This window comes from Gordonia sp. JH63, from assembly GCF_009856645.1.
GTDB classification, from domain to species: domain Bacteria; phylum Actinomycetota; class Actinomycetes; order Mycobacteriales; family Mycobacteriaceae; genus Gordonia; species Gordonia hongkongensis.
The window spans coordinates 1,069,137-1,095,672 of the sequence record NZ_CP047235.1; the positions used below are offsets into that span (position 1 = coordinate 1,069,137).

24 protein-coding genes are annotated in these 26,536 nt (G+C 67.8%); 15 read left to right on the forward strand and 9 right to left on the reverse strand.

Translation table 11 applies throughout. The features are described from left to right. Positions 1–129 precede the first annotated feature (129 nt). A complete protein-coding gene (locus GR168_RS04860; RefSeq protein ID WP_159371826.1) occupies positions 130–1,005 on the forward strand; it encodes a type IV toxin-antitoxin system AbiEi family antitoxin domain-containing protein in 876 nt (291 codons plus the stop codon). A 42-nt stretch (positions 1,006–1,047) separates the two neighbouring features. Here the strand turns inward: GR168_RS04860 and menE are convergent, their stop codons facing one another. From menE to GR168_RS04880, 4 genes are read right to left on the reverse strand one after another with little or no spacing between them, the layout of a single operon-like run. Continuing rightward, positions 1,048–2,172, reverse strand: coding sequence for an o-succinylbenzoate--CoA ligase (gene menE, locus GR168_RS04865; RefSeq protein ID WP_238995018.1), 1,125 nt, complete (start codon positions 2,170–2,172; stop codon positions 1,048–1,050). A 38-nt stretch (positions 2,173–2,210) separates the two neighbouring features. Further along, entirely contained in the window at positions 2,211–2,555 is a 345-nt protein-coding gene (locus GR168_RS04870; RefSeq protein ID WP_159370171.1) for a DUF3349 domain-containing protein, read from the reverse strand. A 29-nt stretch (positions 2,556–2,584) separates the two neighbouring features. After that, positions 2,585–2,866: a hypothetical protein gene (locus GR168_RS04875; protein ID WP_159370172.1), complete on the reverse strand. Its 282-nt coding sequence runs from the start codon at positions 2,864–2,866 to the stop codon at positions 2,585–2,587. 2 nt (positions 2,867–2,868) lie between these two features. Continuing rightward, a complete protein-coding gene (locus GR168_RS04880) occupies positions 2,869–4,164 on the reverse strand; it encodes an inorganic phosphate transporter (protein ID WP_159370173.1) in 1,296 nt (431 codons plus the stop codon). 143 nt (positions 4,165–4,307) lie between these two features. Between GR168_RS04880 and GR168_RS04885 the strand changes: the two genes are divergently transcribed. Further along, positions 4,308–5,372 carry an LLM class F420-dependent oxidoreductase gene (locus GR168_RS04885; protein ID WP_068970733.1) on the forward strand — a complete coding sequence of 355 codons (1,065 nt, stop codon included), beginning with the start codon at positions 4,308–4,310 and terminating at the stop codon, positions 5,370–5,372. A 10-nt stretch (positions 5,373–5,382) separates the two neighbouring features. Here GR168_RS04885 and GR168_RS04890 read toward each other — a convergent pair whose 3' ends face one another. Then, positions 5,383–5,937 (reverse strand): YdcF family protein, encoded by a 555-nt coding sequence (locus GR168_RS04890; protein WP_159370174.1) that lies wholly within the window; start codon positions 5,935–5,937, stop codon positions 5,383–5,385. Next, a complete protein-coding gene (locus tag GR168_RS04895) occupies positions 5,934–7,307 on the reverse strand; it encodes an O-antigen ligase family protein (protein WP_159370175.1) in 1,374 nt (457 codons plus the stop codon). Before GR168_RS04895 ends, GR168_RS04890 begins: the two co-directional genes overlap by 4 nt. A gap of 238 nt (positions 7,308–7,545) precedes the next feature. Here GR168_RS04895 and GR168_RS04900 point away from each other — a divergent pair, with 238 nt between their 5' ends. The 7 genes from GR168_RS04900 to GR168_RS04930 are packed head-to-tail and all read left to right on the forward strand — an operon-like array spanning position 7,546 to position 15,702. Further along, complete coding sequence (locus tag GR168_RS04900) at positions 7,546–9,036, forward strand: polysaccharide biosynthesis tyrosine autokinase (protein ID WP_238995019.1); 1,491 nt, start codon at positions 7,546–7,548, stop codon at positions 9,034–9,036. Further along, a complete protein-coding gene (locus GR168_RS04905; protein ID WP_238995020.1) occupies positions 9,033–10,322 on the forward strand; it encodes a lipase family protein in 1,290 nt (429 codons plus the stop codon). Before GR168_RS04900 ends, GR168_RS04905 begins: the two co-directional genes overlap by 4 nt. Further along, positions 10,319–11,050, forward strand: coding sequence for a protein tyrosine kinase (locus tag GR168_RS04910; RefSeq protein ID WP_159370176.1), 732 nt, complete (start codon positions 10,319–10,321; stop codon positions 11,048–11,050). Before GR168_RS04905 ends, GR168_RS04910 begins: the two co-directional genes overlap by 4 nt. Beyond that, positions 11,047–12,291 (forward strand): lipase family protein, encoded by a 1,245-nt coding sequence (locus GR168_RS04915; protein ID WP_238995021.1) that lies wholly within the window; start codon positions 11,047–11,049, stop codon positions 12,289–12,291. The genes GR168_RS04910 and GR168_RS04915 overlap by 4 nt, the downstream gene beginning before the upstream one ends. Then, positions 12,288–13,571: an acyltransferase gene (locus GR168_RS04920; protein WP_159370177.1), complete on the forward strand. Its 1,284-nt coding sequence runs from the start codon at positions 12,288–12,290 to the stop codon at positions 13,569–13,571. The genes GR168_RS04915 and GR168_RS04920 overlap by 4 nt, the downstream gene beginning before the upstream one ends. Beyond that, a complete protein-coding gene (locus GR168_RS04925) occupies positions 13,568–14,791 on the forward strand; it encodes a lipase family protein (RefSeq protein ID WP_159370178.1) in 1,224 nt (407 codons plus the stop codon). Before GR168_RS04920 ends, GR168_RS04925 begins: the two co-directional genes overlap by 4 nt. A 26-nt stretch (positions 14,792–14,817) precedes the next feature. Beyond that, positions 14,818–15,702 carry a sialate O-acetylesterase gene (locus tag GR168_RS04930; RefSeq protein ID WP_159370179.1) on the forward strand — a complete coding sequence of 295 codons (885 nt, stop codon included), beginning with the start codon at positions 14,818–14,820 and terminating at the stop codon, positions 15,700–15,702. A 31-nt stretch (positions 15,703–15,733) separates the two neighbouring features. Here the strand turns inward: GR168_RS04930 and GR168_RS04935 are convergent, their stop codons facing one another. Genes GR168_RS04935 through GR168_RS04945 form a run of 3 tightly spaced genes read right to left on the reverse strand, consistent with a single transcriptional unit; the run spans position 15,734 to position 19,226 of the window. Next, positions 15,734–17,248: a sugar transferase gene (locus GR168_RS04935; RefSeq protein ID WP_159370180.1), complete on the reverse strand. Its 1,515-nt coding sequence runs from the start codon at positions 17,246–17,248 to the stop codon at positions 15,734–15,736. Next, positions 17,245–18,234: a GDP-mannose 4,6-dehydratase gene (locus tag GR168_RS04940; protein ID WP_159370181.1), complete on the reverse strand. Its 990-nt coding sequence runs from the start codon at positions 18,232–18,234 to the stop codon at positions 17,245–17,247. The genes GR168_RS04935 and GR168_RS04940 overlap by 4 nt, the downstream gene beginning before the upstream one ends. Further along, positions 18,231–19,226: a GDP-mannose 4,6-dehydratase gene (locus GR168_RS04945; protein ID WP_159370182.1), complete on the reverse strand. Its 996-nt coding sequence runs from the start codon at positions 19,224–19,226 to the stop codon at positions 18,231–18,233. Before GR168_RS04945 ends, GR168_RS04940 begins: the two co-directional genes overlap by 4 nt. A 229-nt stretch (positions 19,227–19,455) precedes the next feature. On the opposite strand from GR168_RS04945, the gene GR168_RS04950 reads away from it, so the two are divergent. The 6 genes from GR168_RS04950 (at position 19,456) to GR168_RS04975 (ending at position 25,970) form a co-directional block, all read left to right on the forward strand. Further along, the gene (locus GR168_RS04950; RefSeq protein WP_203235895.1) at positions 19,456–20,466 is read left to right on the forward strand and encodes a hypothetical protein; all 1,011 of its coding nucleotides are present in this window, start codon (positions 19,456–19,458) and stop codon (positions 20,464–20,466) included. A gap of 198 nt (positions 20,467–20,664) precedes the next feature. Next, positions 20,665–21,810: a glycosyltransferase gene (locus GR168_RS04955; protein WP_159371831.1), complete on the forward strand. Its 1,146-nt coding sequence runs from the start codon at positions 20,665–20,667 to the stop codon at positions 21,808–21,810. A gap of 2 nt (positions 21,811–21,812) precedes the next feature. Beyond that, a complete protein-coding gene (locus tag GR168_RS04960; protein ID WP_159371832.1) occupies positions 21,813–22,451 on the forward strand; it encodes an acyltransferase in 639 nt (212 codons plus the stop codon). Next, complete coding sequence (locus tag GR168_RS04965; protein ID WP_159370184.1) at positions 22,451–23,617, forward strand: glycosyltransferase; 1,167 nt, start codon at positions 22,451–22,453, stop codon at positions 23,615–23,617. The genes GR168_RS04960 and GR168_RS04965 overlap by 1 nt, the downstream gene beginning before the upstream one ends. Next, positions 23,614–24,828 (forward strand): hypothetical protein, encoded by a 1,215-nt coding sequence (locus tag GR168_RS04970; protein WP_203235930.1) that lies wholly within the window; start codon positions 23,614–23,616, stop codon positions 24,826–24,828. The genes GR168_RS04965 and GR168_RS04970 overlap by 4 nt, the downstream gene beginning before the upstream one ends. Further along, on the forward strand, positions 24,825–25,970 hold the full coding sequence (locus GR168_RS04975; protein WP_159370185.1) for a glycosyltransferase family 4 protein: 1,146 nt from the start codon (positions 24,825–24,827) through the stop codon (positions 25,968–25,970). The genes GR168_RS04970 and GR168_RS04975 overlap by 4 nt, the downstream gene beginning before the upstream one ends. Positions 25,971–26,536 lie beyond the last annotated feature (566 nt).

A 26,536-nucleotide genomic window follows, 5' to 3' on the forward strand; every position in this document is an offset into this window, starting at 1 on the left:
GGCCGCGCGCGCGAGCCGGCGGCTGCCCGGCAGGTGTAGAACTTCGTGGCGCCTGGCGCGACGACACACTACATCTGCGGGGGACGTCGAGCGATGGAACCGGTTGCGGCGCAGGTGCGTATGAAGGTCATGCATCTTCCGCCGGACTTTCGGGCGTTCGCCCTCGACCAGGACGGCGTGTTCACCGTTGCCGATGCCCGCGGACACGGCATCAACCGGTCGGCGGTGCACCGTCGGGTGCGGGCCGGCGAGTGGGTATCGGTGCATCCTCGTGTCTATCGGCTCGCCGACCACCCCGAGACCGACAGGACGCGAATCCGGACCGCGACGCTGGCCGTCGGCACTCACGGGGTCCTCTCGGGACTCGCTGCCGCATGGTGGCATGGGATCGTCGAAGCCCCACCCGCCTTGCCCACGGTCACCGCTCTTCGCGGCCGCCACGGTCATCCGGTGACGGGAGTCCGGATTCTCAACCGCGCTCTCGCCGACGCCGACGTGCTGACCCGGGACGGGCTACCGGTCACCGGGGTCGCGTTGTCGGTTTTGGAGGGTGCGGTAGAGGGCGGCGGCGAGGTCATCGATGCTGCGCTGCAGCAGCGGCGCACCACGGTCGAGCGTCTCGTCGAGGCCTACGAGCGGCGGCGCCGGTGCGTCGGCGCGGCGGACATGGGTTCGATGGTCCAACTGCTGGAATCGGGTGCGCGGTCGGCCGCCGAGCGGCTCGCTGTCACGATCCTCCGGACCGCGGGTATCGAAGGGTGGGTGGCGAACCATCCGACCTGTGGGTACGAGATCGACTTCGCCTTCCTCGACCGGATGGTGGCGGTGGAGATCGACGGGTTCGCCTTCCACCGTGACGCGAAGACGTTTCAGCGTGACCGCACCCGACGCAATGCGCTCATCGCGGCGGGTTGGACGGTGCTGAACTACACCTGGGGTGACCTCCGCGACCGAGCGGAGTACGTCGCTACGTCGATCTCCCAGGCACTTGCGACCGCCGCCTGAACTGCAGTTGTCGCACATCGTTGCGCCAGGCGCGACGACACACTACATCTGCGCACCGAAGCGGGCCCGTAACGCGCGACGGTCGTACTTGCCGGGTCCGCGGAGGGGGAGGGCGTCGAGTTCGACGACCCGCCGGGGGGCCGCGTACTTGTCGAGCCGCTCGGTGACCGAATCGCGAATGCGGTTGACGTCGAGGCGTTCTCCGGGACGGACGACGACGAATGCGGTGACCGCCTCGCCGAGCCGGTCGTCGGGGAGTCCGACGACGACGCATTCGGCGACCGCCGGGTCGTCGGCGATCACGGCCTCGACGACCTGCGGTACGACGGTCAGGCCGCCGGTCGAGATGGCCTCGTCGGCGCGGCCGACGATCGAGAGCAGTCCGGCGTCGTCGACGCGGCCGAGGTCGTCGGTGCGGAACCAGCCCGGCTCGGCGAAGGCCGGATGGTCGGGCAGATTGCGATAGCCGGAGGCGACGACCGGACCGCCGAGCAGTACGCGCCCCACCCCGTCGGGTGCCGGATCGGCGATGCGGACCGCGACGCCGTCGAGTGGTCGCCCGTCGTAGACGCACCCTCCGGCGGTCTCGCTCATCCCGTATGTCGCGACGACCGGGAGACCTTCGTCGACCGCTCTGTCCCACAACGGTTTCGGGGTGGCCGCACCGCCGACGAGGATGGCGTCGAGCTCCCGCGAGGCGGCGGTCGCGGCGGGCTGGTCGAGAACCTTGACGAGCTGGGTGGGCACCAGCGAGGTGTATCGCCGCGGACCCTCGAAGTCGCGTACGGCGCGGGCGTAGACCTCGGGATCGAAACCGGCCCGCATGTTCAGGACCACGGGCGTCTGCCCGGCGGTCAGCGCCCGGAGCAGGACCTGCAGGCCGGCGATGTGGTGCGGGGCCAGCGCCAGCAGCCAGTTGCCCGGCCCGCCCAGATGATCGGCGGTGGCCCGCGACGACGCGGCGAGGGTCGCCGGAGTGTGTTGCGCGCCCTTGGGGGTGCCCGTCGACCCCGATGTCGAGACCACGAGGGACACGGGGTCGTCGATGGGTGCGCCCACCTGCAGCGCCGAGGCGAGTTCGGCTGCGGCGCGGGCGTCGTCGGGCACGGGCAGGAAGGCCGAGGAACCGTCGAGGATCGCCCGGAGGTCGTCGACGTGGTCGAGCACGGCGGCGGTCGACGGCAGCGGCAGGGTTCGCAGGGTCCTCAGGGCAGGTCCCCATCGGTCGGACCGTCCCCATCAGGATCGGGGTCGTCGCTGAACGGCCATCCGCGGGCGACGAGGTGTGCGCGTACCCGCGCGATGTCGTCCTCGTGCGGCAGTTCATGGGTGTAGTGGGTGATCTTCACCGCCGCGTCGATCCGCGATATCGGTTCGGGTGGCGGCGGGGACTCGCGGGCCAGCTCCGCCGACACCTGGCTCACCTCGTCGTCGGTCAGCTGCCGGCGCAGCAGCGCCACGAGCGGTATGTAGTCGTTGTGCGGGACGCCGTCGGGGTAGCCGGCGCGCAACCACTCCACGACCTTCTGCAGAAGTGTCGGGCGGTCCACGGGGTGTCTCCGATCAGAAGCGGGGACGATCACTTGTAGCCGAACGGGAAGATCTTGACGCCGGTGTAGTAGAAGATCGTTTGCCGGGTGATCCAGAGGATCCCGACGACGATCACCAGGATGACGACGCCGAAGATGAGGTACGCCACGGGCTTCAGCGCGGGATGCGGATCGGAGGTCGTTCCGTCGGCGGCGACGGAACCCTCGGCGAGGGACCGCAGACGCAACCCGACTGCGAACAGCGCGGGCAGTCCCGCTCCCAGTACCAGTCCGATGATGAGGACTTTGCCGATGGCCTCGAACGTCTCCATTCTCAGGCGCTCCTCTCCGGGTCGTGCTGCACGATGATCTCGGCCGGGATGACCGGTGGCAGCGGGAGGGTCGTGTCGTCCGTCTCGGTGGCGACCGTTTCCTCCCACTCCTCGCCCGCGAGGGCCTCGCCCTCCCAGGCGTCGTTGACGTTCTCGTGGTCGACCTTGTTCTCCTGCGCGCGCCAGTACATGTAGCCCGACGCGACGACCAGGATCGCGAAGATGATGAGGGCCCCGGTGACTTCGCCGAACAGGTGCGCGAGGAAGTAGCAGGCGGCACCGACCGCGCCGGCGGCGGGCAGGGTCGTCACCCAGGCGACGGCCATCCGGCCGGCGACCGACCAGCGGACCTGGGCGCCTTTGCGGCCGACCCCCGAACCCAGGATGGAGCCGGTCGCGACCTGGGTGGTCGAGAGCGCCATGCCCGCGGCACTCGAGGTGAGGATGATGGCGGCCGACGACGCCTCGGCGGCCATGCCCTGCGGCGAGGTGATCTCGACGAGTCCCTTGCCGAGGGTGCGGATGATCCGCCAGCCGCCCAGGTAGGTGCCGATCGCGATGGCGGCGGCGCAGCTGAACACCACCCAGAAGGGGAGTCCGTGGCTGACGCTCGACGCCTCGAGGTGTCCGGTGGCGATGAGGGCCATCGCGATGACACCCATCGTCTTCTGGGCGTCTCCGGTGCCGTGGGCCAGCGAGACCAGCGATGCGGTGGCGACCTGCCCGTAGCGGAAGCCGTCCTCCTTCTGCCGGTCGGCGATCCGGCGGGTGATCGCGAAGACCAGCCAGGTTCCGCACGCCGCGACCAGACAGGCGATGACCGGTGCGGCCAGCGCGGGGATGAGGATCTTGGAGGTGATCCCGGACCAGTTGATCCCGCTGACACCGATCGCGGCCAGGCCCGAACCGATCAGCCCGCCGAACAGGGCGTGGGACGAACTCGAGGGCAGCCCGAACAGCCAGGTGAAGAGATTCCACAGGATGCCGCCGATCAGGCCCGCGAAGATGATGAGCAGCGCCGTCGTCGCCGACAAGCCGGCCACCAGCTCCCCGGCGTCGGGTCCCGAGGTCTGCTGGATGTTCAGCACGTCCTTGGTGATGGTCGCCGCGACCTCCACGGACAGGAAGGCGCCGACCAGGTTGAGCAACGCCGACAGCCCGACCGCGACCTTCGGCTTCAGGGCGCCGGTGGCGATCGACGTCGCCATCGCGTTGCCGGTGTCGTGGAAGCCGTTGGTGAAGTCGAAGCCGAGGGCTGTGACCACCAACAGCACCAGGATCAGCATCTCGCCGCTCATGGTGACGATTGTGGGACCTACCGCCCTCATTTACCTAAACATCGGGCACAGTTCCGGTGCGCGGGGTCCCCGGCCGGGGCCGACCTATCGAACGTTCAACAGACCCTCGGAAACCGGTCGCCGCTGTGGAAGAATCCGTCGGCATGACATCGATGAAGCTGGGCATGCCGATCAACTACGCGGGCGACTTCCGCGAGACCATCAACAACCTCGCGGACTTCGAAGCCGCGGGCGTGCAGCGCATCGCGGTTCCGGAGGCCTACAGCTTCGACGCCGTCTCGCAGCTGGGGTACATCGCGGCCAAGACCGAGACGATGGAACTGCAGACCGCGATCCTGCCGATGTACTCGCGGACGCCCACCAACCTGGCGATGACCGCGGCCGGCCTCGACTACATCAGCGGCGGTCGCGCGGTGCTCGGTATCGGCGCATCCGGTCCGCAGGTGATCGAGGGATTCCACGGCGTCAAGTACGACTACCCGCTGGGACGCGCCCGCGAGCACGCCGAGATCTGCCGGATGGTCTGGCGCCGCGAGAAGCTGAACTACCAGGGCAAGCACTACACGTTGCCGCTCGACGAGGAGCATGGCGGCTCGGGACTGGGCAAGTCCCTGAAGATCATCAATCACCCCGTACGCGACAACATCCCGTTGCTCCTCGCCGCCATCGGCCCGAAGAACATCGAGTTGGCCGCGGAGATGTTCGACGAGCTGCAGCCGATCCTGTTCCACCCCGAGCAGATCGACGCGGCCTTCGGTGAGTCGCTGGCGGCGGGCAAGGCCAAGCGCGATCCGTCGCTGGGGGATCTGGGCATCGTCGTCCAGGCCACCGCCCGCATCTCCGACGACGCCGAGCAGATCGACAACGCCAAGCAGCTCGTGCGCCATCATGCCGCCCTGTACATCGGCGGGATGGGCGCCCGTGGGAAGAACTTCTACAACCAGCTCGCCATCCGCTACGGCTACACCGACGAGGCGAAGCTGATCCAGGACCTCTACCTCGACGGCAAGAAGATGGAGGCCGCCGCCGCGGTCCCCGAGGACCTCGTCACGTCGATGTCGCTGATCGGTTCCAAGGCCCAGGTGGCCGAGCGGGTCGCGGCGTTCCGGGAGGCCGGTGTCACGTGCATCCTGGCCTCGCCCACCGCGCCGACCCACGCCGAGCGCGTCACCGAGGTCGAGCACCTGCGCGACATCTTCGGGGGCTGATCTCTCCGATCTAGCAACCCAGTACGGCGGCCTTCGCCAGGCCGCCGTACTGGTACGCGTAGACGCCGGCCCACAGAACCGGGTTGGCGCTGTAGTCGCGCGGTACCGCGTGCATGACGACGTCGCCGTCGAAGCACTGGCCGAAGATGAACCGGGCCCGCACCAGGTGGTAGCTCCAACTGATGACGATGACGTCGTCCCAGTTGTGCTCCCGGGCCATCTGCCGGACGTACATCGCCTCCCCGCGCGTCGTCGAGGGCTCCGGCTCGAAGCACGTGACGGTGATGGTGGCGGTCCCCGCCGAACAGGCGCCGGGCATCATGGCGTCGAACTCCGTATACGGCCGGTAGGGATCGGAGATCAGCACGTGATCGGCGTAACCCCTTCGCGCTAGCTCGATTCCGTAGGCCTCGCGGCCGTCGTGTTCGCCGCCCAGGACGACGATGGCGTCCACCTTGCGCAGCGGGTCCTGGTGGTCGCGGGTGAACAACTGGTAGCCGAGTACGGCGGAGGCCACAATGGCGACGACCAGGACGCCGACGAGGACCCGGAGAGCGCGTTTCATGCCGCGGCGGGGAGTTTCTCGGGGTGCGACGGCGCCGGGGTACCCGGTGGTCCGGTGAGCCGCAGGGCGACGATCAGATACACCAGCATCAGGGACAGATCGGTGACCGAGACGGGGATGGTCACCGTGCTGAAGTCGAGTTGCATACCCAGCACGAAGAAGGCGATGAAGCCGCCGCCGTAGAACGCCACCCACGGCCGGCTCGAGCGCAGGCACCGATAGGCCAGGTAGCAGCCGTAGATCATGATCGCGGTGAACACCACTCCGACGAAGATCCCGCCGCGATACACCGACAGCAGCGGTGCGTTGGCAACATAGTTGATGGTGAAGGCCTGTTCGGGATCCTTGAACTCGGCGATTCCCCATCCGTGCCCGAACAGCCAGTGGCCGTCCATCTTTCCCGGGAACTCACGCAGTGCGTCGGACCGGGCGGTGGAGCCGGTGTCGTCTTCTCCGAAGGAGGAGAAGATCCGGCGACGCGACGCCGGGAACGCGGCCAGCAGCACCATTCCGCCGACGAGCGACCCGGCGATGACGGCGCGACCCCGGGTCGTCATGGTGTGAAATGCGAGCATCAGCAGCAGGCCCAGCACGACGCTGAATATCGCCGCGCGGCTCAGAGTCATGGCGATCGCCGCGAACATTACGACAGCGAGAACCCAGCGCCGGCCGCCGTCGAAGACCAGCATGCTGATCATGAGGGCGGCGAGGAAGCCGATGCCCGCGGCGTTCGGGTCGATGTAGGTGCCGGACAGGCGAGCGGTGACCGACGCGCCGCTGAACACGAAGCGTCCCGCCGATGCCGAGTCATACCCGAAGGGGGACAGCAGATCGAAGGTGCGCGCGGACTTGTCCACGGTCAGCATCACGAGGCCCAGCCCCGCCGACACCGCGGACGCGACGACGAACACCTGGCCGAACAACCGAAGTTGGTCGGGCCGAAGGCGCAACAGTGCCACGACAAGGAGGACTGCGCTCGACCATTTCACGTACTCGACGATGTCGACGGCGCCGTGCAGGGTTGCGACGACGGAGGCACCGCCGACGGCGACGAGCACGCACAGGGCGCGTTCCAGCGGGACGAACGTCCGTACCTCCCGCGTATGGAGCACGGTGGCGAGGAGCACCGCGACGGTGAGCGCGAAGATCATGGGAATCGGTGTGCCGGGCAGATATCCAGCAGGCAGCACAGCGATCACCACCGCCAGGATCCACAGCAGCCACGTTGGATGGGCGAGTCCGACGTACCCTCCGATCACCAGGAAGACCGCAAGGAACGCCGCGGTCACCGCCGTTCCACCGGCCATGAGGCAGACGAAGGCGCCGACCGCCGCCGCGGCCACGATCAGAAGTGAACGAACGATCCCCACTGCGGCATCATCGCACGATCCGACCGTACCCACCGGTTCGGAGCGTTCTCGGTAACGGGCGTGGGACGCAACGCGTTCAAGATCACAGTACTCGGAGCGCGCGGTCCGCGCGCACTGGTTAGAGTTGTCGCGTCGGGGGGCGGCACGAACGGTCGAACAGCCTCCACGGACACGTCCATCGGACATCACGCGGTGGATATTCGGCGCGTCAGCCAGCTCACCATCCCCGGAAGGAGGCATGTTCGTGCCACTCAGTGACTACGTTCGCGTCATCGTGCGTTATTGGTGGGCGCTCGTCGCCGGCGCGGTCACCTTCGGACTGATCGGTTTCGGTTACGGCATGTTCGTCCAGTCGACGGAATACGTGTCGTCCGCAAGGCTTTTCGTCACGGCGGAGGGCGGAACCTCGGTCGGCGAGTCGTACCAGAACAACCTCTTCGCCGAGGGTCGCGTCAACTCCTACGCGCAGGTCGCGGTGAGCGAACAGGTCGCCACTCGCGCGTCGGCCGCGCTCGACGGGGCGATCAGTCCCGCCGACCTGCGAGCCCGGACGACCGCACTGCCGGTCGACGACACCGTCATCCTCACCATCTCGGTCACCGGACCGAGTCCACAACGCGCACAATCGTATGCGTCCGCGATCGCCCAGCAGACCGTCGAGGTAGTCGAGGAACTCGAGACCTCTCGGCGCGGCGGCACCCCGGCCGCCTCGGCCGTCCTCTACGACGAGCCGGGCCTCCCCGCCCGCGTGAGCCCGCCGTGGCTCCCCTGGACCGCGCTCGGGGTCGTCGGGGGACTCGTGGTGGGTGTACTCACCGCGTTGCTGCTGGGGTGGCGCCGCCGGGGCACCGTCGAGGACGTGTCGGCGGCTGTGGATTCGGCGCACCACCCGGTACTGGCGACGGTGACACATCGAGCCGACGCGGCCGATGGGCCGGCGGGCCTCGGCACGGCCGATCCCGACGCCGACTCGCTGCGCGGAGCGCACAACCTGATCCGTTTCCTGGGGGCGCAACGACAGCCGGACGGCCTTGCGCCGCGGGTACTGGGGTTCGTCGGCGTCGGGAAGGACAGCGAAGCGGGTTCGGTCGCAGCGCGGTTCGCGGCCACGATCTCCGCCACGGGCAACAGTGTCCTGCTCGTCGACGGTGATCTCACCGGCCACGGGATCACCGGCGCCACGTCGTCGTCCGACCATGGTCTGTCGACCGTCCTCACCGGCAGCGCCGGGAGCGTCGATCCGTTCGTGAAGCGAGGAGACCTCACGGTCCTGCCCGCCGGACCCGTTCCGCCGGAACCGGGTGCGCTGGTGAGCGGACCCGCGGTGGCCGGCGTGTTCGACGACCTGCGGAGCAGGTTCGACTACATCGTGATCGCCGGACCCGCGATCGTGTCGAGCCCCGGGGCCATCGTGTTCGCCGCACTCGCCGATGCCACCGTCGTGGTGGTGCGTAGTGGTGCCGCGACGCGGAAGTCGTTGCGCGAGACCATGGAGACCATCGAGCTAGTCGGCGCCGTCGCCGGCACCATCCTGGTCGGCGGCACGGCCTCCCGGTCACGTGCGGACAAGGCGGCTCCGGCGGCCGACGATGCGGCTCCGCACGTCGGGACGGACGCCGAACGCGAAGCGCCGGGTTCGGCCGGCATCCGCGCCGAGGTCTACCGCCACACACGGAACGGTCGCGTGGCGTCCCCGATCGGGGTGCCGGACGACGGGGAGGGTCGTTGACGCGGCGGTCGCCCCGCCAGCGGCGGATCGGCCTCTCCGGACTCGCCGCCGTGATCGTCACCGGTGCCCTGGTAAGTGGTTGTGGGACGACCGGTGTCGCGGATGAACGCACCGGTCACGCCGCCATCCCCCTGACGATCCAACCGTCACCCGACCTGGTGACCCCGTACCCGGAACCCGTGGTCGTCGGTGCCCGCGACACGGGCAGGCCAGGTGCCGTCCTGGAGGTCGAGGATCCGCCGCGCGGCCCGATCCCGGTCATCGACGAACTCGGTGCGATCGTCAAACGCGTCGAATACCGATCGACATCCGGTCTGGATCGGTCCCCGACGGTGGTCTCGGGGATAGTGGTGACACCGAAGGGCATCCCACCTGCGGGAGGCTGGACGACCATCTCGTTCGGACACGGCACCACCGGCGTGCTCGACAACTGTGGTCCGTCGGAGTACGCCAACCTGATCGGCAGCGATCAGATCATCGCGGCACTGGTCCTCAACGGCTTCGCCGTCGCGATGTCCGACTACGAGGGTCTCGGGATCCGCGGTGCCGATCACGCGTTCCTCGACGCGCGATCGTACGGCTACAACATGATCGACGCGGTGCGTGCCGCACGTGCGGTCTTCCCGGGGCTGAGCGACAGATGGATCTCCTACGGGGTGTCGCTGGGTGGCATGGCCTCCTGGGCGGCAGGCGAACTCGCTCCCGTCTACGGTGGCGGTCTCGACCTGCTGGGCACGGTGTCGCTGGTGCCGGTGTCGAACATGACCGGCCTGGTCGATCGCGCCGAGCGGGGCACGCTGACACCCGATCAGGTCCCGATGATGGCCTACCTAGTCGATTCGGTCGCCCGCACCCTGCCTGACGACTTCGATCGCGACGACTATCGGTCGGCGCTCCTGAGGCAGAACTGGGCCGAGGTGCTCCGCTGCATCCCGATCGACGTCGACGTCACCCAGCGCGTCCTGAACTCGATCGGTGTCGAGGACGTGCGGCCCCGGAACCCCCGGGCCTCTGCGCGATTGCGCGACTACCTCAGGGACACCGCGCTTCCGGTAGGGGTCGCGCGTGCCCCGACTCTCATCATGTACAGCACCGACGACCCGCTCATCGCGGCACCGTGGACCGAGGGCGCGATCAGTCGCGCCTGTGCGGCCGGGTCGCCGATCCAGGCGATTCGGCGGATCGGTGAGACGCACGCCGATCTGGACTCCGGTCAGTCCGTGGCATGGATGAAGTCGCTGGCGAACGGATGGAATCCGCCGCAGAACTGCCAGGACGTGCAGTGAGGTCCCCGTCGTCGCGGCGACCGTCGGATTACCTCGGCATGGTCCGCCGGAACATCGTGGTGGTCGTCGCCTCCTCGCTCGCCGCGGTTCTCGTCGGCCTCGGGGTGTTCGCCCTCACGCCCGAGACCTACGAGGCACGCTCGAGCGCACTCGTACTCGCGCCGGGGCCCTCGAGTGTCGCGGCCGAGCAGGCCAGTGACCTCGCCGGGCAGTTGCGTACCGCGAGTTACATGCAGTTGGCGACGTCGGACCAGGTGCTGGCCCGGCTGGTCGTCGACGACGACGCCGGGGTTCTCGGTGACGGCGTCACCCTGGACGAACTCCGTGGGCGCCTGATCGTCACCTCGCCGCCGGACACCGCGGTGCTCGAGATCGTCGCCACCGGACCCACATCGCAAGCGGCGATGTATCTCGCCGACGGCGTGGTCGAGGTCCTGCGCGACCTCGTGGTGGAACTCGAATGGAGCTCGGTGCCGATCGCGCGTCCGCTGCACGCGATCGACGTGATCGACAGTGCGCGGGCTCCCGATTCGCCGATACTGCCAGATCTCGGGAGCACGCTCGGCACGGCCGCGGCCTTGGGGCTGGTGGTGGCTCTGCTGCTCGTCGTCGCAGTGGAGCTCGGACGCGATCGGGTCGTCGGCCCGCGGGAGGCACGCGTGCCACGGGCGCCGGACCACCGCAGCGACGACGATCTGGTGGGGGCACAGGGAGGGACAGCACGATGAGGACACCGAGAACCGGGCGGCGGGGGATCGCGACGATCCTGCTGACCGCTGCCATCGCAGTGGTGGGATGTTCGACGGCGCCACCCGAACCCGGCACGGCCCCGGTGGGCGCGGGCGGCGTCGAGTACCGCGTCGACACCGAGGGCACGAGCCCCGGTGCTCTGCGCGCGGCCGAGACGATGCCACTGCTCGACCGGCGGGTACGCGCGAACTCGCAACTGGCGCTTCGGGTCAGGTACGTGTCGACCGACGGACGGACCGGCGCCCAAACCGAGGTGTGGGGTGCGTTCTTCGCGCCGAGAGGGCCTGCGCCCGCGGGTGGGCGGCGGGTCATCGTCCTGCCGCACGGAACGAGCGGTGTCCTGGGTGAGTGCGGCGTCACCCTGAGGTCCGATCTCGGAGACCTCGCTGTGACCGCGGCCGGCTGGCTCGAACTGGGGTATGTCGTCGCGGTGCCCGACTACCAGGGACTGGGGATTCCCGGCGAGGGACGGCCGACCCACCCGTATCTGGATGCACGTACCGCCGGCCGCAACGTCATCGACGCGGTGCGGGCCGCGCGGCACCTGGTGCCCGGGACCGGGACGAGCTGGGCCGCGCTCGGTGGTTCTCAGGGTGGACAGGCCGCCTGGGCTGCCAACAAACTGGCCAGAAACTATGGGGGCGAACTCGATCTGGTCGGAGTCGCCGCGCTGTCGCCTGCCTCCGACGTCTCCGAACTCGCCGACCTCGCTGCCCGGGAGCAGATGACGGTCGAGCAGTACGGTCTGCTCAACTGGCTCCTGCTGGCCCTCGAATGGGAGAACCCGCAACTCGACCTGAGCCGGTTCGTCGGTCCCGACGTCCTGATGCACTGGGACGAGCTGTCGCAGTGTTCGGCATCCCAGGGCGCACGACGCGCCGAGGTGCTCGGGTCGCTGACGCCGGAGAACCTCCGACCGTCCTCACCCGCGGCAGTCGCGGAACTACGGGCTCTGCTGCGCGAACGAGCGCTGCCCGACCTCCCGGCCGCGTCGCCGTCACTCGTGATCTACGGCGGCAAGGACGAACTCGTGTTGTCGCGTTGGACGACCGCGGCGATCCGGGACAGCTGCGCCCGCGGCGACATCGTCCACACGCAGTTCCAACCCGCCGCCGACCACGGCGGCGTCGACGGCCGTCAGGTGGTGGGCTGGCTGACCGCCCGCTTCGACGGTGAGGCGAGTTACAACCGATGTGTCGAGACCGAGGACGCGCCATGACCGAAGAGTTGGCACGACCCGGCGGCACGGTCCCGCCGGCCGCCGCCGGCGGGCCCACCACCCCGGCTGCGGCGACGCCTCAGCGCGGCCGCATCCGCGGTCTCGACGGTCCGCGGGGTCTCGCGTGCTGGGCGGTCGTGATCGTCCATGTGGCGGTGCACCATTCGCCGGACACCATGAGTCGCGGTGGACTCCAGCTCCTCGGCCAGGCCCTCATCTTCTTCTTCGCGCTCTCGGGCTTCCTGCTCTACCTGCCCTACGTGCGAGATCTGCTGCGGGAGCGGCAATCGCCACCCGACGTCCGGATGTACCTGACGCACCGGGTCCTCCGGGTGTTCCCGGCGTACCTGGCGATCTTCCTCGTCGTCAACTTCGTGTTGCAGGCGTCGTTCCTCGCGAACGAGTACGCGGTGAGCGAGACCGGCGAGGGCACCGGAACCGGCATGATCACGGATCCGTGGATGCTGCTCACCAACCTCTCACTGACCCAGACCTACTTCCCGCAGTATCTCCAGACCGGTATCAGCCCGGCGTGGTCGCTGACGCTCGAACTCGTCTTCTACGTATCACTTCCGCTCTTCGGGATGGCGATGTGGTGGCTGCGGAGGAGGTTCGGCACCCATGCGGCACTGCTGGTGGTGGGCCCGCCGGTGCTGCTGATCATCGTGGGCACCATCGGAAAGCTGGTCGCCGGCAAGGTGGCCGCCGCCGAAGGCATCACCGATGTCACCGAACAGAACTGGGGACCGAACGCCGCCGCGGTCATCCTGCGCAGTTTCTTCGCCGCCTCCGACAACTTCGCGTTCGGGATGCTCGCGACCGCCGCCTTCGTGGCGGTCGGGGCCGGCCACATCTCCGCTCGGATCGCACGGCGGCTACGGGTCGGGGCGGTCATCGCCCTCGTGCCGTCGTTGATGGCGATGCTGCTGCTCATCGCGGCCGGGTCGTCGTTCCAGTCGACCTTCACGGCACTGGCGTCCGCGCTGGTCATCCTCATCATCGTGCTGCCACTCGCGAGCGGACAGGACAGCAGACTCGCCTCGGTCCTCGACTGGAAGCCGTTCGACTACAGCGGCCAGGTGTCGCTCAGCATCTACCTGTGGCACTTCCCGCTGATCATCGTGCTGGGCCGGCTGGGATGGTTGCAGGGGGATTCGGTCCCCGGACTCGCGATCAACATCGCACTCGTCGGTGCGGTCAGTCTGGTGTTCGCGAGCCTGAGCTACCACTACGTCGAGAAGCCGGCCATGACGCTCGCCCGTAAGTTGCGAACGCGATGATCGGCGTCGTCCGCCGACATCCGTTGCTCGTCGCCGTTCCGTTCGCGCTGGTGTCGAACCTGGTCGTGCTGCTCGTGCTGGTCGCCGGAATACGCATCTCGAAGGTCGCGCTCGAATCCGACGACGCGCCGGTGCCTTTCACCGCGACCGAGGGACCCGGGAAGGTGGTGTCCGCCGAACGTGTCGGCACTCTGCCGTTGTCGGCACGACTCGACGACGTCAGCGCCATCCGGGTGGAGTACTGGTCGACCGACGCCGGCACCGGAAAACCCACCGTCGTCAGCGGCCTGATCGTCACCGGGCCCGAACCCGAAGCCGGACAGACACGTCCGGTGGTGGCGTTCGCACACGGCACCACCGGCATCGACCAACCGTGCGCACCATCGGCGGCCGACGGGATGTACGGTCTCGGAGTCCTGGCCCACAATCTGGTGAAGGCGGGATTCGTCGTCGCCCTTCCCGACTACCAGGGCCTGGGCGCCCGGGGCGTACACCCTTACCTCGACGCGCGCACAGCGGGACGGAACGTCATCGACTCCGTGCGGGCACTGCGAGCGGTGCTCCCGTATGCCTCTGACACCTGGGCGGCCTACGGCGGGTCGCAGGGAGGCGGTGCGGTGCTGGCGGCCGCCATGATCGCACCGCAGTACGGAGCCGAGACAGGCCTGGTCGGCGCGGCGGCGATGGTGCCGGCCGCCGACGTCGTCGGTCTGGTCGAGAAGTCACGTGCGGGGACGATGACCCGGGACCAGCAACTCATGCTGCAGTGGGTCCTGGAGGCGTGGTCGCGTTCGGATGGCTCGGTACGGCTCGACGACTACCGTCGCGGCGCTGCGGTCGGCGCGTGGGACACACTGTCCGCGTGCACCGGCCCGGCGACTGCACGGCGTGCAGCGGCCGCCGGAACACTCGGTCCGGGCGACATCGGCCCGGGCACCGATGCGTCGGCTACGACGCTGGCGGCGCGATTGACGCGCTATGCGGTGCCCGTCGCGCGGACACCGGTGCCGATGTACGTCCTCTACGGTGGGACCGACACGTTCATCGACGCCGAGTGGACGGCGTCGTTCATCGAGCGGGCCTGTGCGGTGGGGGATTCGGTCACGGTCGATCACCAACCGGACCGAGGGCACGCCGACGTGGACGCGGTGGCGATGCTGCCGTGGATCCTGGACAGGTTCGCCGGGGAGCCGGTGCCGTCGGGTTGCCACGGACGCTGATCAACCGAACGTCGACGGGGACTCCCATGAACACTCATCCGGTTCCGTCCGAGCAAGATCTACGCCGCCACGGCGACGCACCGCTGACGGTGCAATGGACGGTCCGGGCGAAGGATGCCGTCAAGCGCTTGCGGGCGTCGGGAACCGAGGTCGAACCCGCAGGAAACTACTCTGTGGTCGCGGTTCTCGGACAGTCCAACGCTCACGGCGCGGGTCGTCTCGTCCCCGGTCAGCGTCCGCCCGTACCAGACCCACGGGTGCATCAGTGGCCCGGATGCGGGCGCCGCCGCGGTCGTGTCCTGCTCGCCGAGGACCCACTCCTGCACGAGATCCCGGGCGCGGGCGCAGGATTCGCGACGACGTTCGGCTCACTGCTCGCCGTTCACACCGGCCGGCCGGTGTTGCTGGTGCCGTCTGCGCGTGGGGACACGGCCTTTCGACAGAAGAACGGCTACAGCTGGGATCGCGGCAACCGCACGGCCCGTGTGAACCTGTACGACCTCGCGGTTCGTCAGATCGCCAACGCACTCACCGCGGCCGGCCGGGATTCTCGACTCGCCGCGATCCTCTGGCACCAGGGTGAGAGCGATGTCCCGCTGACCCGTCCCGAGGTCTACCGGGACAAACTCGATGCGCTGATCAACGGTCTGCGAGACGAATTCGGCCCGGTGCCGTTCCTCCTGGGACGGATGGTGCCCGAGGAGATCGCGACCGGGCACCCGGGATATCCGGGCATCGACTCGATCCACGCGGACGTTCCGTCGAGACACCGGTCCTGCGCCTGTGTTGCCGGTCCGCGGGGGATGCACAACCCCGGTGAACTGATCCACTACAACGCCGAGGGCCAGCAACACCTCGGGCACGCGATGTTCGAGGCCTACCGACGGCTGGAAAGTTCGTCACCCGCGTGACCCGGAGGGAGCGCGGAGAGGCCAGCCCGGCTCAGTATGCGCCGTCCTTGGCGATCACGGCACGCGCCGTCTTCCAGAGAATCGTCAGATCCTGCATGATCGACCAGTTCTCGACGTAGGAGAGGTCGAGGCGGACCGCTTCCTCCCACGACAGATCCGAGCGCCCCGACACCTGCCACAATCCGGTCATCCCCGGCTTGACGAGCATGCGCCGCGCCACCCGCCCGTCGTACTTCTCAACCTCTTCCGGCAGCGGTGGTCGTGGTCCGACGAGGCTCATGTCACCGGTCAGCACGTTGAACAGCTGTGGGAGTTCGTCGAGGCTGTAGGCGCGGATGACGTTGCCCACCCGCGTGACCCGCGGATCGTCGCGCATCTTGAACAGCAGACCCGCGCCCTCGTCCTGGTCGTGAAGATCGGCACGCATCCGGTCCGCGCCGGTCACCATCGACCGGAACTTCCACATGCGGAAGGTCCGGTTCCCCACACCCACGCGCTCGGCACGATAGAAGACGGGCAGACCGGTGTCGACCACGACGGCGACGGCGACCACGACGAGCAGCGGTGCCAGCAAGAGGATCAGAAGTGCTGCGCCGCAGCGGTCCAGCGCCGCCTTACGGAGCCGGCTCGCCGCCTCGTACCGCGGGTGATCGATGTGGAGCAGTGGCAATCCGGCCACCGGGCGCACCATCATCCGCGGGCCGGTGACATCGGCGACGCCCGGCGCCAGGACCATGTCGACGTCGAGACCGTGCAGATTCCACGACATATCCTGCATGGCCTGGTGGCCCAGGGCGTCGGCGGAGGTGACTGCCACCGTGGTGGCGCCGCAGGCGCCAACCGCAACGGCCACGTCGTCGAAGTCCCCGAGCACCGGGACGACGGCTCCCTCTACGGCGATCTCGCCGGAACCGCTGCGCATACCGGAGGGCAGACATGCGCCGACCACCTCGTAACCCAGGGGGGCGGCGGCCGACAACCGTCGGATCGTGGGGCGTACCGACTCGTCACTTCCGACGATCAGCACCGATTCCCGGTGGCGGCCCGCGACTCTCGCGCGGGCCAGCATTCTGCGGAACACGTTCCTGCTCACCAGCAGCCCGATCGTCCCGACAGGCAACGCGATCGCGAGATAGCCGCGTGCGATGTTGATCCGGAACAGCAGGTCGATGATGGCGAGGGTGCCGAACACGGTGAAGCAGGCGGTCGCCACCCGGCTGTACTCCTGCGCGCCGGAACCGAAGATCCGCCGGTCGTAGGACTGGAAGGCGAACAGCGCGGTCAGCCACACGACCACGAGAACAGCCGACGCGACGATCCAGGGAATGCGAACGCCGGCAGCGGAATCAAGTGATCCGCCGGACCCGAAACGGAGCTGCTGGGCCATACCCACCGACCCCACCACGATGAGGACATCCGCCCGCCGCAACCAGGTCCGGTACCTGGGTACCCAGGACCGGGACCGGGACTGACGACGTCGCACGGCCATCGGTCGCCGGAAGACCGGATCGTGCCTGCCGGGCGGTGACTCGTCTGCCGTGGTCATACGGCTGCCGCCCGGCGGTCGTCACTCCGGGACGCCAGGTTCAGGTCATGGCGGACCATCGCGGCAACCACCTCGTCGAACACCGTGGTGGGGCGCCAACCGAACTCTTCGGTGATCTTCCGATGGTCACCGACCAGATCCACGCCGTCGGCCGGACGCACCAGGGCCGGGTCGGCGGTCACCATCTCGTGCCAGGACTCGATCCCCGCGACCCGGAACGCAGTGGCGAGAAAGTCGCCGACACTGTGTGATTCACCGGTTGCCACGACGTAGTCGTCGTTGGCCCGGTGATCGGCGAGGATCGTCATCGCGTCCACGTAGTCCGGTGCCCAGCCCCAGTCGCGTCGCGCGTCGATGTTGCCCAGCACGATCTGCGTCGCGCGGCCGGTGGCGATCGCGGCGACCCCGGCCGTGATCTTGCGGGTCACGAATCTCGAGGGCCGCAACGGGGACTCGTGCGGGTAGAGGATGGCGTTCGCGACCTCGACGCCTCTCGCCCGTGCGACCGCTCCCATCGTGTGGCCGTAGGCCTTTGCGGCGCCGTACGGTGAGTTCGGCGCGATGGGGGTTCTCTCGTCCTGCGGAGTCACCGCCGCTCCCGCGAAGATCTCGGCGCTCGACGCGTTCACGACATGCACCGGGTGGCCCCGGTCGCCGAGATCCGCAGCGGCTTCGAGCACCGCGACCGTCGACATCCCGTTCACCCGGGTCGTGGTCAGGGGATCGGCCCAACTCTGCGCCACCGAGGACACTGCCCCGAGGTGAAAGATGTGGTCCGGGGCATGATCCAGGATCACCCGACGGGTCGCCTCGGCGTCGCCGAGGTCGACCGGGCTCGTCGCCACGATGCCCTCGGCCGGAGGGCCCCCTGCGTGCCCGGGCCTCACCACGGCGATGACGTCCCATCCCCGGGCGACCAAGGTGCCGGTCAGAAGCCGCCCGTCCTGCCCGTTCGCGCCGGTGACAAGCGCACGTGGCGGGGTCATGCGACCTTGCCGGCCAGCTTCTCCGACTCGAGGCCGAGGTCGGCTTCGACCATCATCGTGACGAGGTCGGTGAATCCGACCTCCGGCTTCCAGTCGAGGATCTCGCGCGCCTTGGTGCTGTCACCGATCAGCAGATCGACCTCGGCGGGCCGGAAGAAACGCGGATCGAGATGGACGAACGGCTCCCAGTCGTCGATGCCCGCGACCCGGAAGGCGACATCGAGTAGTTCGCGGATCGAGTGGGTCTCTCCGGTGGAGATCACGTAGTCGTCGGCGACGTCCTGCTGCAACATCAACCACATCGCTCGCACATAGTCACCGGCGAAACCCCAGTCCCGCTTCGCATCCAGGTTCCCGAGCGCGAGCGAGTCGTCGATCCCGAGCGAGATCCGCGCGACGGCGCGCGTCACCTTACGGGTAACGAACTCCGGGCCACGCCGAGGTGACTCGTGGTTGAACAGAATCCCCGAGCTCGCGTGCATGCCGTAGGACTCGCGGTAGTTGATCGTCATGTAATGACCGAACACCTTCGCCACGCCGTACGGGGACCGCGGCCACAGCAGGGTCGTCTCGCGCTGCGGGACCTCCTGGACCTTGCCGAACATCTCCGAGCTCGACGCCTGGTAGTACCGCACGGCTTTGCCGGACGTATCCTGGTACAGACGAACAGCTTCGAGCATGTTCAGTACGCCCGTACCGGTCACGTCACTGGTGAGGCGCGCGTTCTGCCACGAATAGGCGACGAACGACACCGCGCCGAGGTTGTAGACCTCGTCGGGGTCGGCGTAGTTCATCGCCTGCATCAGACTCGACAGGTCGAGGAGGTTGCCGCTGACGATCTCCACATACGGGTGGGACTCGGCGAGACCCTCCGCCTTCGGATTGTTCTGTCCCCGAACGAGACCCACGACCCGGTAGCCCTTCGAATGGAGGAGTTCGGCGAGGTAGAGGCCGTCTTGTCCGGTGATTCCGGTGATCAACGCTGACTTCATCACACTTCTCCCAGTGCGCGGTGAAGGGACAACGGTGTTCCCCCACCAAGATCCGAACACGCACTGATTCCTCGACCAGAGCGTGTGTGTGTGCGAACATTTCTGAACGCAACCGTGATCAGAGACCGCTACCCGTGTGGGTTCCCCATCCCGGCGGTATCCTCTGCGCATGACAATACGATCCTTTAGGGGATTTTGCTTTCCGAGAACCCGACTCTTCGCCGCAGCTGTGGTGAGTATCTCTTTGGTACTCGGTCTGGCCGTCGCTGCGTCCGTCCCCGGAAAGGCCCCTGCGGCAGTGCCGGCCACGTCCGGTGGCTTCGGATTCGCGGGGGGTTCGGGGTTTCTCTGGGCGACCGATGCCGACCTGAACCGCGAGCTCGACGCCGCGGCGCGCACCGACGCGACCTGGCTGCGGGTCACGCTCGACTGGAATGCGATCGAGGCGACCAAGGGCGCCTACAACTGGTCCGGCCCGGACCGCCTGATCAACGGCGCGCGGGCACGAGGCCTCAAGGTGCTCGCGAACGTCGTGTCCTCGCCGGCATGGGCACGCCCGGCCGGTAGCTTCTTCACCGCGCCCCCGACCCACAATGCCGACCTGAACACGTTCCTGCGCAGGTTCATCGCCCGATACGGGAACGCGGTGACCCATCACCAGATCTGGAACGAACCGAACCTGCCCATCTTCTTCGGTGGAGGGATCGACGCCGTTCGGTACACCTCGCTGCTGAAATCGGCGTACAGCACCATCAAGTCGGCCCAGCCGGGCGCCACGGTGATCAGTGCCGGGATGAGCCGCTCCGCCGGCTGGAACTCGCCGGTCAATTTCCATACCGCGATGTACAACGCCGGCGCAAAGGGCGGTTTCGACGCGCTCGCCATGCACCCGTATGTCTTCCCCTCGGGGCTCCACGCCAACCCGGAGAATGCGATCTCCGACGTCCCGGCGGTGCGGAATCTGATGGTCGCGCGCGGCGACGGGAACAAGAAGATCTGGTTCACCGAACTCGGTGCGCCCACCGGCACCGCACCCGAGGCGGTCTCGGAATGGGAACAGGCCAAAGAGATCACGGATGTACTCGGTTTCGCCTCGTCGGCCGGATACGTAGGACCGACCTTCATCTACAGCATCCGCGACAACGGACCGAACGCCGCCGACCGGGAGCAGAACTTCGGTTCGATCTACAAGCACGACTGGACGCCGAAGTATGCGGCCGGAGTGCTGGGTGCCACCTGACAAGCACGTCCGCCCAACCGTTCTCGCGCCCGTCGCACGTCGGCAAGGTCACATTCGATGATCCTGCCGCGCATGACGCGCGCGAGCGCATTACGATCTGGGCGAGCGGACGTCGACGTCCGTACGAGTGCGTTCACGCGTTAGTCGCGGGAAGAATTCTCGGAGTTCGTCGGGGGGAAAGTGATTGTTGTGGTTCACATGATGGATGCCGGTCGTGGCGGGAGGGGATCGCCGCGCGTGGCGATCGCTCACGATTATCTGACCCAGCGGGGTGGGGCCGAGAAAGTGGTGCTGTCCCTCAGCCGGGCATTCCCCGACGCCCCGATCTACACGCTTCTCTACGAGCCGGACCGGACTTATGAGGAGTTCCGCGACAAGACGATCATCACCTCACCGGTGAACCGGGTCGGCGCCCTTCGCCGCGATCACCGGTCCGCGCTTCCGCTGTTGCCGTCTGCGGCATCGCGTCTGCGCGTGGATGCCGATATCGTCGTGGTGAGCTCGAGTGGTTGGGCACACGGATTCGACATCCCGGGGTACTCGCTCGTCTACTGCTATTCACCTGCCCGCTGGCTGTATCAGACCGAGATCTATCTCGGCGAGTCCGCGAGTACTCTGAAGAAACTCGCGATCCGGGTGCTCGGCGGCCGGATGCGGCGATGGGACCGCGCGGCGGCGCTCGGATGCGACCGCTATCTGGCGATCTCGAGTGCCGTCCGGGATCGCATCCGGGACACGTACGGTCTGGAATCGACCGTCGTTCCGGCGCCGGTGATCCCCCCGGTGGAACCGGCGACCGCTCAGACCCCGCCCGCCGGGGTGCCTCAGCGCCCGTTCCACCTGTGCATCTCTCGCCTGCTGGCCTACAAGAACGTCGACGCCGTCATCGAATCGTTCCGGGGGACAGACGATCACCTCGTCGTCGTCGGTCGTGGGCCGGAGGCCGACCGGCTGCGCGCGAGTGCCCCCGACAACGTGACGATGCTCTGCGACCTCACGGACGCGGAGATGGGATGGTTGTACGAGAACTGCACCGCGGTGGTGGCCGCGAGTTTCGAGGACTACGGTCTCACCCCGCTCGAGGGAGGCATGCGCGGCAAACCCTGTGCCGTGCTCCGCTGGGGCGGGTTCCTCGACACCATCGACGAAGGCGTGAACGGGGTCTTCTTCGATCGACCGGACCCGGCGAGTATCCGTGCGGCCGTGTCGGAGCTGGCGACCCGGGAGTGGGATGCCGAGCAGATCAAGTCGCACGTGGGCCAGTTCGGCGAGGAGACCTTCATCAAGGAAATGAGAAACCTTGTGTCCGCCGTGGCGGGTGTGAGAGAAGCGGAGTGCGCGTGAGCATCGAGAGCGACGACACCACGATACCGGCGGCAGGACCGGCCGGACCGACGGTGCCCCGACGCGCGGACTTCGTACCGCGGCACACCTTCACCGGGATCTCCACCGTCGCCAAGGCGAAGAACCGGGTCGGGATCCTGCTGTACAACAACCTGATCACCTACCTTCCCTCGCATAGCGTTCGTCAGGCGTTCCTGCGTCTGTTCGGCGCGAAGATAGGCAAGGACACCTCGATCCTGCGGGGGTGCCAGGTCTTCGACATCGACCAGATCCGGATCGGCGAGGCGTGCTCCATCGGGTTCCGCGTACTGTTCGACGCCCGGTCGGGAATCTGCATCGGTGACAACGTGGTGATCGCCAGCGACACCCAGATCATCGCGGGCAAGCACGATCCCGCGAGCCCGGAGTTCGCGGCCATCCTCGAACCGGTGTACATCGGCGACTACGCGTGGATCGCCAGCCGCGCCACCGTCACCAGCGGTGTGAGCATCGGCCGCGGCGCGGTCGTCGCCGCCTGTGCGCTCGTCAGCCGCGACGTCGCCGATCTTGACATCGTCGGCGGGGTACCCGCTCGAACCATCTCGCAGCGCCCGGAGTCGGCACTTCGGTACCGGCCCAAGTACCGGCCGCTGTTCTACTGATGGGGAGACCGATCGATGAGCGGAGCCTGACAGCCCGAGGTCCCGAACAGCTCCCGGGCGTGCGGGTCGTCTACGTCGCGGCCGAACATTGCGCCGGCGGGGTCGGTGCGTACGCGCAGGTCTTCGCCGACATGGTGCGCTCGCGCGTCGCCGACTTCCATGAGGTTCGGCACCCCCGGCCCGGGAGCGACTCGATCGGGGACCTGCGTGCGCGTCGGCGAGAGATCGCCGCGATCATCGACGATGCGGGCGCACGACCGGTCGTGGTGCACTGTGAGCTCTCAGGCGGGTCAGTCGAATCCTTCTGGCCGACTGCGGGGCTCGAGCGCCGGCGCCCGAATGTTCTGGTCAGTGCCACCGTCCACGACCCTCCGGGCCTCGTGTGGTGGCCGGGTCGCGTCGCCGCCCTGGCGCAGCGACGGGTCCTCAATCACGCCATCCACTTCCCGCTGCGTCCGCTCTCGCGCGGGATCGAGCGCCGTGTCACGGGGGCGCGGACGTTGTTCGCGATGAGCGACGTGGGGGCGCGGTCGTTGCTGCGGGCCTATCCGGACGCGGATGTGCGGCACGCCTACATGCCGGTGTGGACCCGGGGCGAAGTGGTCCCCGCGCCGGATCGGCCCCGGGCGATCGGACTGTTCGGACTCGTATACCGCGGCAAGGGTTTCGAACATGTGACCCGGCTCCGCCGCGCCGTTCCCGAGGACATCGCGATCCGCATCGCCGGACGCGGGACCGAGGATCTGCCCGCGGTCGACGGGGTAGACATCCTCGGCGGCCTCGACGACGCGGATCTCCCGGACTTCTTCTCGTCGATCCGTGCGCTCGTCGTGCCCTACGGTGCGCGCAGCCCGTACGGTGAGGCGTTCCCGGGGTCGAGCGTCGTCAACGACGCCATTGCTCACCTCACCCCGGTGGTGTGCACCGGTCACGGCGCATTGGCGGAACTTCGCTCGGAGGGTGGCGCTGTCGTCGTCGACGAGGAGGGTCGTACACCCGAGGTCCTGGTCGAGGAGCTCGCGGCCGCGGCCACCGCACTCGTCGGATCGCCCGATCGTCTGTCGGTGATGGTCAACGCCCTGCGGCGGATGCGCGAAGTCCGTCAGCCTGACGCGGTCGTCGACACCTACCTCACCACGTGGTCGGGTGTGCTGTGCCGAAGATGATGGGGCTCACCGAGGCCGAGCCGACCCCGGGGCATGCGAGAACCGGTCGGCAGCAGATCGCGAAGGCGCTGATCGCCGCGGCGTGGACCTATGGCGGCCGGGCCGCGGGTCTGGCCTGGACGCTCGTCCTGACCGTCCATCTCGGTGTCGGTTCCTACGGTGAGTACGCGATGGCCTTCGCCCTCGGCGCGATCATCGCAGCGCCACTGGACAATCCGTTCGCGGTACGTGCCATCCGTGAGTCCGAGCGCGCCTTCGACGGTGAGCGCGTCACCCGGGTGCTGCTGGGGCTCGGTCTCATGGTGGCGGGCGCGGCATGTCTGACGACGTCGTATCTCGTGTGGTTCGCGTTGTTCGTGGCCGGCGGCGAGATCGTCTTTAACGCCGTCAAGAGCCGGGCCCTGCGCGACGGACACCCCGACCGCGTCATGCGGTACGACACCACGAGACAGCTGCTGAGCATCGCACTCGCCGTCGGTTACCTGCAGTTCGCGGAGTCTCCGGATTTGGAGATCGCCAGCTTCTGCTATCTCGCACCGTATCTCGTTGTCGCCGTGTACTCGGTGACCCTCATCCCCGGTCACCGGCCGGCGATCCCCGGGTCGGCCCGGCTCATCGCGATCCTGTTCGGCGAGCATCTCGCCAATGCGCTCTACATGCAGGGCGACATCCTGCTCCTGGGCGCGCTGACCGATGCCGATGTGGCCGGATACTTCGCGATCGCGAGTACGGTGGGCTGGGCCGCCGGACAGGTCGGGATGTCGTTGGCCAACACGTACCACGAGTCGCTGCGCGCTGCCGGCGGCGCCGTGTCGGCGGGGCCACCGAGAAGTCACGTCCTGGTCGTCGCGGCAGTGACGTCGGCACTGGTCATGACGGCCGGCGCTGTTCTCCTGGCGACGTCGATCGCTGATGAACTCGCGTGGGCGCTCGTCGTCATCTCGCTGTTCGTCGGACTGCGCATCGTCAACAACGTACTCACGACCATCCTGTATGTGCAGCGCCGCGACATCGTCCGGAGCGTCGCCGCGGCCGCACTGGTCCCAATCAAACTCGGGATGGTCTGGGCACTGGTCGGTTTCGGCGCCGTAGGAGCGGCAACGGCGTCGGTGATCACCGACGCCGTACTCCTAGTGATCTTCCTGCGATCGGTACGACCGGCGGGACTGTCTCGGGAGAGAACCCGAATAACGAAGGAGGGCAACGCATGACGACCGTGACGTTCATGGTGGCCAAGGACATCGAGCTGGACCACGGTGGCGATGTGGCACTGGCCCGGGTGGTCCTCGACATCGCAGCCGAGTCGTTCGACGTCCGCACGGTGTGCCTGTCCAACCATCTCGCAGCGGGTACGGCGCCGCCCACCTCGTCCGACGGTTCGGTGATCCGGGTGGCGAAACCGCCGGTGAAGGCGCCGGCACTGCTCGCAGACAGTCTCCGGACACGACGCAGCGTGTGCCACACCCGCTTCGACGTCGACGAACTCGTCCGCGTTCTCGACGAACTCGACAGCGACGTCTTCGTCGCCGAGCACTCCTACATGGCCGAGTCCTATCTGCGCTCCTGGCAGGTGGGTCGCAGCGAACTCGTCGTCAACACCGTCAACTCCGAGTCGCTGGTGTGGCGGCTCACCCGCGGACTCCCCGGAAGGATCGAAGCGCCGCGGATACTGGCCGACGAACTCGGGGTTGCCCGAGCGGCGTCCGCGGTCGGTACCTACGACCTCGGTGAAGCGCAGTTCTACCGCGACGAAGGGTGCCCGGGGGCACGCTGGATCGATCTGACCCTCCCGCCCGGCCCGCGTGCCGGCTCCGAGGCGGACGTGCCGCGGCTGGTGTTCATGGGCACGCGGGACTGGCCGCCGAACCAGGAAGGCTTTCTGGAGATCCTCGAACTGTGGCCGCGGATCGGCGACGGGATCGACGGTGCCGAACTGTGCATCATCGGGGCACCCAAGCCCGGCGCAACACCGCCGCCGCTACCCGCGGGAGTCCGCGATCTGGGTTTCGTCGACGACCTCGACTCGTTCCTCGGCTCCTGCCGTGCCCTGGTCGCGCCGATCTCGACCGGCGGCGGGGTCCGGGTGAAGCTTCTCGACGCGGCGAGCCGGGGTCTACCGGTGGTGGGTACGACGGAGGCGATCGGTTCCCTCGGGCCCGTCTTCGGTCTGACCGCCTACGACGATCGGAACGAGTTCGTCGATCGGTGCCGACAGTTCCTGCTCGACGCCGATCTCGCCCGCAAGGAGGGGCAGCGGATCTTCGACACCAACGCCGATCGATGGCAGCAGCGGGTTCCGCAGGAAGCCGTGGAAATGTTGCTGAGTCGCGGCCCCGTGCCTGCCGGTCACTAACAGATGGGGCAATTCCGTGCTCGATTGTCGGCTCTCTCTCGCATGATTCACATACGTTCAACGGCAGTCTGTGAACGCTAATATCGAGCATTGCGCGGGAATTCTTTTACGATAACCAGGGCTGATGTCGGGAATTCTCCCGGAACTCTGCCGGGGGGTTTTTCGATGCGCCCCGCCGAGTTGTGAGCGGACAATGCGTCCCATAGTCTCTTGGTATTCCGCTCGGCGTACCCAGATGGTTTCGCCGAGCGCCGGTCTGACGGTGCAGGCCGGGCGAATGGCTGTTGGCACTCGTACGGCAGATGTCAAGTGAAATGTAGTGCCATGGCGCGCGGTCACGCGACAACAATTACTGTTATCGAGAATCGGGTGCCGGTCGGTGACGACAAACTCGGACAGGAGAAGGCTGCGCGTGGTCAGTGGTGAGGCAAGGCGTTGAATTCTTTCGTGTCGGTGTTTCGATCACAGGGGCGACGCATATGCGTGCGTTTCACCCATGAGTCGGACCAGCGCGAGGTGGGAGTTCGCGCGCGCACACATCGAATGGTGATGAAGTCAGTTACGGG